A 6,590-nucleotide genomic window follows, 5' to 3' on the forward strand; every position below is an offset into this window, starting at 1 on the left:
AAACGAGGACGAGCCGCCCTCAACCAGATCACTGAATCCGCGACAGACCACTAGGTTCTAGGTTGTAGGTTCTGAGTTCCCGGCAGATCAGATTCTTCCACGGTAAAACCCAGAACCCATCACCTAGAACCTCTTGCTCCTACCTGGAACCTCTGGCTCTCTAGGCCGTCTGACTCTCGCTGTTTCCTCGGTTTCTGTTCGCCCATCCGGCCATGTAGAGCAGCGTGAAGATCATCGCGAATCCGACGAGCGACATGAACGGAAACGAGATGAAACCGAACTGCCAGATGTAGCGCTCGGTACACGAGGCATCGACCCCGCAAAAGCCTGATTCGAGGCTCGGATTCAGCTGGAGCACATACTGGTAGGCGGCCAGCGCAGCACCGATTACGACGAGTGGATAGGAATACAACCGGATTCCCAAGTCCCTGCGATATGCGGCGATGGCGAGGATGATCGCCAGCGGGTACATCGCGATCCGCTGATACCAGCAGAGATCACATGCGGCGAACTCCGCCACTTCCGAGTAGTAGAGGCTCCCCACCATGGAAACCGCCGCAATGAACGATCCGAGCCACAAGGCAGTGGGAGCGACCAGGTCGACCGCCGCGTCTCTGAACCGGGCGATGGCGGGCGACCACCTAGCCGCCACCATGACGACCACGACGCCGACGACCCCGGCCAGCGCAGCGAGCGTCAGCAACGCGAAGAAGATTGAGACCGTTTCAACACTCATGAACGGCATTCTTCCACAGCCGGCGCCACGCGACGGCATCGAGCCTCTGCCGGTCAGTTAGCCTGAGAAATGATGCGAGCCGTCGTCAAGACATCATCCAGCCCCGGACTCGAAATGATCGACGTACCGGTGCCCGCGGTGGGTCCCGATGAGATACTTCTCCAAGTCAAGGCCACCTCGATCTGCGGCACCGACCTCCACATCCGTAACTGGGATCCATGGGCACAGTCGCACGTCACTCCCCCGCTCGTGGTCGGTCACGAGATGTGCGGTGTGGTCGTCGACAAAGGTCCAAGAGCCGACGGACCGGAGATAGGGCAACTGGTCTCGGTTGAGTCGCACATCGTGTGCAACCGGTGTGCATTCTGCCGAACCGGCAAGGGCCACCTCTGCGAGAACACCAAGATCCTCGGCGTCGGCCGGGACGGCGTCTATGCCGAATACGTCGCGGTCCCTGCCATGAATGCCTGGCCGGATCCGCCCGACATGCCGTATTCGATCGCATCCCTGCAGGAGAATTTCGGCAACGCAGTGCACACCGCCTCAGTACCGATCGTCTCGGGCCGCAAAGTCCTCGTCACCGGGTGCGGACCGGTCGGGGTCATGGCCATCGCGGTGGCGCGAGCGTTAGGGGCACGCCTGATCATCGCCAGCGACGTCAGCCAGTTTCGGCTCGACATGGCCAAGCAGATGGGCGCCGACATCATCGTCAACCCGATCTCAGACGATGTGGTCGGAACCATCATGGACGTCACTGAGGGAGAAGGAGTCGACGTTCTACTCGAGATGTCCGGCGCACCGTCGGCAATCGACCAGGGATTCTCCACCCTCAAGCCCGGTGGGGAGGCGGCGCTCCTGGGCCTGACCTCGGGTGCACTGGACTTCAACCTCGACGACCACATCATCTTCAAAGGTGCCAGCGTGTACGGCATCGTTGGACGCAGGCTCTGGGTCGATTGGTACCAAATGCGAGGCCTGCTTCGCTCCGGCGCCGTCGACCTCACGCCGGTCGTCACCCACCGCTACGCCCTCGATGACTTCGAGCGAGCATTCGAGACCATGGCCTCAGGAGAGTGCGGGAAGGTCATCATGTTCCCCGATCCGGCAGATGCCGACGGACCGCTGGAGTGACGATGGACAAAGTCGAGTACCTGCGCGAACAGTTGGCGGAGTTAGCCACGTCCGGCCTCGAAAACCAGATCCGCCACGTAGATGGACCCCAAGGGGCCCGGATAACCGTCGACGGGCGCAACGTTCTGAACTTCTGCTCGAACAACTACCTGGGCCTGGCCAATGACCCTCGCCTCATCTCAGCCGCCAAGGCTGCTCTCGATCGTTACGGCATCGGCCCCGGAGCGGTTCGGACGATCGCCGGGACGATGACGATCCATGACGAACTGGAGCGGAAGTTGGCCGAGTTCAAGGGAGTCGAGTCGGCGATCTCCTTCCAGTCGGGCTTCGTCGCCAACGCCGGTGCCATCCCGGCCCTCGTCGGTGCCGGCGACATCATCGTCACCGACGAGTTCAATCACGCTTCCATCATCGATGGCGTCCGCCTGGCGAAGGCAGATCGCAAGATCTACTGGCATGCAGACGTTGATCACCTCGATGCGCAACTCGCCGAGGCGCGCCGCCAGGGGGCCGGGCACATCCTCATCATCACCGATGGAGTCTTCTCGATGGACGGTGACATCGCCCCTCTCGACGCCATCGTCGAGACTGCCGATCGTTACCAGGCCATGGTCATGGTCGACGACGCGCACGGCGAAGGCGTACTCGGACGTGGAGGGCGTGGGATCGTCGATCACTTCGGACTGCACGGCCGCGTGGAAGTCGAAGTCGGCACGATGTCGAAGGCGTTCGGGGTAGTTGGCGGCTACGTCGCCGGACCGGAACCGGTCGTCAAATGGCTCCGGCAGCGTGCCCGTCCGTTCCTGTTTTCGTCGGCCGCAACCCCGCCGGATGTTGCGGCATGCATCGCCTCCATCGACATCCTCGGCGATTCGACCGCTCTGGTCGACCGGCTGTGGGCGAACGCCCGGCGATTCCGGCAGGCCATGAACGGCCTCGGGTTCGACACCGGGTCGACCGCCACGCCGATCACGCCCGTGATGCTAGGCGAAGAAGAAACGGCGCGCGAGTTCTCCAGGCGTCTCTTCGACGACCACGAGGTGTTTGCCCAGGCGATCGCCTATCCGACCGTCCCGATGGGCGAGGCCCGGATCCGGGTGATGATCTCGGCCGCCCATAGCCCTGAAGATCTCGACCTCGGCCTGGCGGCGTTCGCGGCCGTCGGCGGAACGATGGGGGTTATCGACGACAAGTAACGCCACACAGAGGCGGGGAATCAAAGGTTCAGCGACATGAGGAAAGAGGATCATGAGCGACGGCAAGGGTTTCAGCGAAGCACTCGACTACCACTCCAGGGGCCGGCCCGGGAAGATCGAGATTCGATCCACCAAACCGACGGCAACGCAGGCTGATCTCAGCCTCGCCTACACACCCGGCGTTGCAGAGCCGTGCCTGGCGATCCACGCGGATCCCTCCATGGGGTTCGAGTACACCAACAAGGGCAATCTGGTCGCCGTCGTCAGCAACGGTTCCGCCGTGCTGGGCCTCGGCAACATCGGTCCCCTGGCCGGCAAGCCGGTCATGGAGGGGAAGGCGGTTCTGTTCAAGCGGTTCGCCGACATCGACGTCTTCGACCTCGAGATCGCCGCCGATGACCCGGATGACATCATCCGCTTTTGCGAGATGCTCGAGCCGACCGTCGGAGGAATCAACCTCGAAGACATCAAGGCACCGGAGTGCTTCTACATCGAGCAGACACTCCGTGAACGACTCGACATCCCGGTCTTTCACGACGACCAGCACGGTACCGCGATCATCGCCGGGGCGGGGTTCCTCAACGCCATTGAGATGACCGGACGCTCCATCGAAGATGCGAAGGTCATCTTCAACGGGGCAGGCGCGGCCGGCATCGCCTGTGCTCGCTTCTTCGAATCACTCGGAGTTCGCCACGAGAACATCCTCCTCTGCGACTCGCGCGGTGTGATCTACGAGGGTCGCGAAGGAGGCCTTACCAAGGAGAAGCTCGAGTTCGCGCAGGCCACCGACAAGCGAACGCTGGCAGAGGCCTTCGAAGGAGCAGACTGCTTCGTGGGCGTTTCCGTCGCAGGCGCCGTGACCCAGGACATGGTGCGATCGATGGCCGATCAGCCGATCATCTTCGCGCTGGCCAACCCGGATCCGGAGATCTCATATGAGGATGCCAGGGAAGCTCGCCCGGATGCCATCGTTGCAACAGGGCGCAGCGACTACCCGAATCAGGTCAACAACGTACTCGGATTCCCGTTCATCTTCCGTGGTGCGCTCGACGTGCGCGCCAGAGGCGTCTCGGAGAAGATGAAAGTCGCCGCCGCCCACGCCCTCGCCGACCTCGCCCGCGAGCCGGTCAGTGAAGTCGTGCTCAAGGCGTACAAGCTCGATCATCTCACCTTCGGGCCGGACTACATCATTCCCAAGCCCTTCGACCCCCGGGTCTTGTGGTATGTCGCGCCGGCCGTCGCCATGACCGCCTGCGAGGAAGGCCTTGCGCAGTCGCCGTGTGACGACAGGGAGCAATACGCCAACGAGCTACGAGCGAAGTTCCAGTCAACGTACGGACTCATGCACACCATCACCGTCAAGGCCAAGGAGCGGGCGATGCGGGTGGTCTACCCACAAGGAGCCGACCCTCGCATCATCCGCGCCGCCCGGCGTGTGAGCCACGAAGGAATCGCCGCTCCAATCATCCTGGGCAACATCGCAGCCATCGAGCACACGGCCGCCGGGCTGGAGATCCCACTCGATGGGATCGAGATGCTCGATCCACTCAAAGCCGACGATCACCGGGCACGGTACGCCTCTGCGCTATTCGAAACCCGGCAGCGCAAGGGCATGGCACTTGACGATGCGACGAAGGCAATATTCGAACCGAACCTGTTTGCATCGATGATGCTCAAGTTGGACGACGCCGACGCAATGCTCGGCGGATTGACAACGTACTACGCCGATACGATCCGGCCCGCCCTGCAGGTCCTGCCGCTGGAACATGGGCGCAGCATTGTGAGCGCCCTGTACATCGTCATGATCAAGGGGCGTCCGTATTTCTTCGCCGACTGCGCGGTGAACATTCGCCCGACCGCCGAACAGCTGGCCGAGATTGCCCTATCGGCGGCCGCCACGGCCCTTCACGACTTCGACGTGTCGCCGAGAGTGGCGATGATCAGCTACTCGAACTTCGGCAGCGCAGGAGGCGAGGAGCCCGAGCGTGTCCGCGCCGCGGTGCGTATCTGCAACGACAAGGCACCTGACTTGCCCCTCGACGGCGAGATGCATGCCGACACTGCGGTGATGGCGAATCTGCTGGAGCAGCGACACCCGTTCAACAAGCTCGGAGGAGCCGCCAACGTCCTGGTGTTCCCCGATCTGACTGCGGCCAACGCCGCCTACCAGCTGCTTCATCACCTGGCGGACGCCCAGGTGATCGGTCCGATCTTGACGGGCATGTCGAAGTCGGTGCACGTTGCCCAACGGGATGCCGAAGTGGGCGACATCGTCAACCTGACGGCTATCGCGGTTCTGGATGCCCAGCGCAAGAGCCACAACTCGTCGCTGGCCGCAGAAATCGAACGGAGTTTCTGAGCGTCCCTCCGCGCATCGCCCGGGTGGTCCGGCGCCCGCGTTGAGACCCCCACCTCGGTGGGGGTCTCAACGTGGCAGCCCCGACGGGATTCGAACCCGCGTTACCGGCTTGAAAGGCCAGCGTCCTAGACCGCTGGACGACAGGGCCGGGTGTATGCGGCTAGATCTTAGGCGAAGCGAGGACACTCGAGAACGTGCCGGTCGCAACAGGCGAGGGGCAGGTGCTCGGACAACACGAGCCGGCCGGCCCGGCTAGGTTGACAGAGATGGATTGGTCGACCTATCTGATGCATCTCGAATCCGACGGCCGACTCCTCGAGGCAGCCGCTCATTCGGGCCTCGATGCAAATGTTCCCTGCTGCCCGGGTTGGTTGGTTCGAGATGTCGTCGAACACACCGGGATCGTTCATCGCCACAAGACGAGCATCGTGCGTGGCCGCCTTCTCGAGAATCCCGATCCTGTGGATGCGCCGACTTCGGACGTCGATTCCTGGTACCGGAGCGGGTTAGACGAACTCCTCGAGACGTTGCGCGCGGCAAACCCGACCGAGCACGTGTTCACCTGGTATCCACCCGACCAGTCCGTCGGGTTCTGGTACCGGAGAATGGCCCACGAAACGCTGATCCACCGGGTAGATGCCGAGCAAGGGCTCGGGGCCGTCTCACCGATTGACGCCGAACTGGCTGCGGACGGAATCGACGAAGTGCTCACCGTCTACGTCGGCGGGTATCCGCCCTGGGGCGCTTTCGATCCAAGCGCAGACGTCGCCAGGATCGAATGTGTTGACCGACCGGAGGCGTGGAACGTTCGGTTCGGCCGGTTCAGCGGCACCTCCCCCGTCACCGGAACCTCCTACGATCTCGATTCGTTCATCACAATCGCCGCCGAGCTGGCCCCAACTGCCGTGATCAGGGGTTCTGCCGCCGACCTCGATCTCTGGCTGTGGGGGCGCGGCCCGCTCGACCGTGCCGGCCTGTCGGGAGATGACTCTCTGGCCGTCCGGCTGCGCTCTATCTGCAAAGAAGGCATGGGCTGAGAAAGCCGTGCGGGTTCGTAAACCGCACCTCGGCCTGCACCGCCAGAGTCCCCGCAGAACCTAGTGGTCTGTCTGCTATTTGATGACCGGGGTAGGCAGTGCCACGAACCCTGCCACAGCGGGGATCGTCC

The 6,590-nt window shown here is 62.9% G+C and carries 5 protein-coding genes and 1 tRNA gene; 4 read left to right on the forward strand and 2 right to left on the reverse strand.

Going from position 1 to position 6,590, the window contains the following annotated elements; all coding sequences use genetic code 11:
• Positions 1 to 160 precede the first annotated feature (160 nt).
• Positions 161 to 736: a disulfide bond formation protein B gene (locus tag P1T08_17925; GenBank protein MDF1597959.1), complete on the reverse strand. Its 576-nt coding sequence runs from the start codon at positions 734 to 736 to the stop codon at positions 161 to 163.
• A gap of 72 nt (positions 737 to 808) precedes the next feature.
• On the opposite strand from P1T08_17925, the gene tdh reads away from it, so the two are divergent.
• From tdh to P1T08_17940, 3 genes are read left to right on the forward strand one after another with little or no spacing between them, the layout of a single operon-like run.
• The gene (gene tdh / locus P1T08_17930) at positions 809 to 1,867 is read left to right on the forward strand and encodes an L-threonine 3-dehydrogenase (GenBank protein MDF1597960.1); all 1,059 of its coding nucleotides are present in this window, start codon (positions 809 to 811) and stop codon (positions 1,865 to 1,867) included.
• Positions 1,868 to 1,869: 2 nt separating this feature from the next.
• Positions 1,870 to 3,063, forward strand: a complete 1,194-nt coding sequence (locus P1T08_17935) for a glycine C-acetyltransferase (protein MDF1597961.1) — start codon at positions 1,870 to 1,872, stop codon at positions 3,061 to 3,063.
• A 52-nt stretch (positions 3,064 to 3,115) separates the two neighbouring features.
• A complete protein-coding gene (locus tag P1T08_17940; GenBank protein MDF1597962.1) occupies positions 3,116 to 5,422 on the forward strand; it encodes an NADP-dependent malic enzyme in 2,307 nt (768 codons plus the stop codon).
• Between the two features lie 72 nt (positions 5,423 to 5,494).
• Here the strand turns inward: P1T08_17940 and P1T08_17945 are convergent.
• A tRNA-Glu gene (locus tag P1T08_17945) sits at positions 5,495 to 5,570 on the reverse strand.
• 46 nt (positions 5,571 to 5,616) lie between these two features.
• On the opposite strand from P1T08_17945, the gene P1T08_17950 reads away from it, so the two are divergent.
• Complete coding sequence (locus tag P1T08_17950) at positions 5,617 to 6,459, forward strand: maleylpyruvate isomerase family mycothiol-dependent enzyme (protein MDF1597963.1); 843 nt, start codon at positions 5,617 to 5,619, stop codon at positions 6,457 to 6,459.
• Positions 6,460 to 6,590: the final 131 nt, after the last annotated feature.

The organism is Acidimicrobiia bacterium (assembly GCA_029210695.1).
GTDB lineage: Bacteria > Actinomycetota > Acidimicrobiia > Spongiisociales > JAHEDJ01 > JAHEDJ01.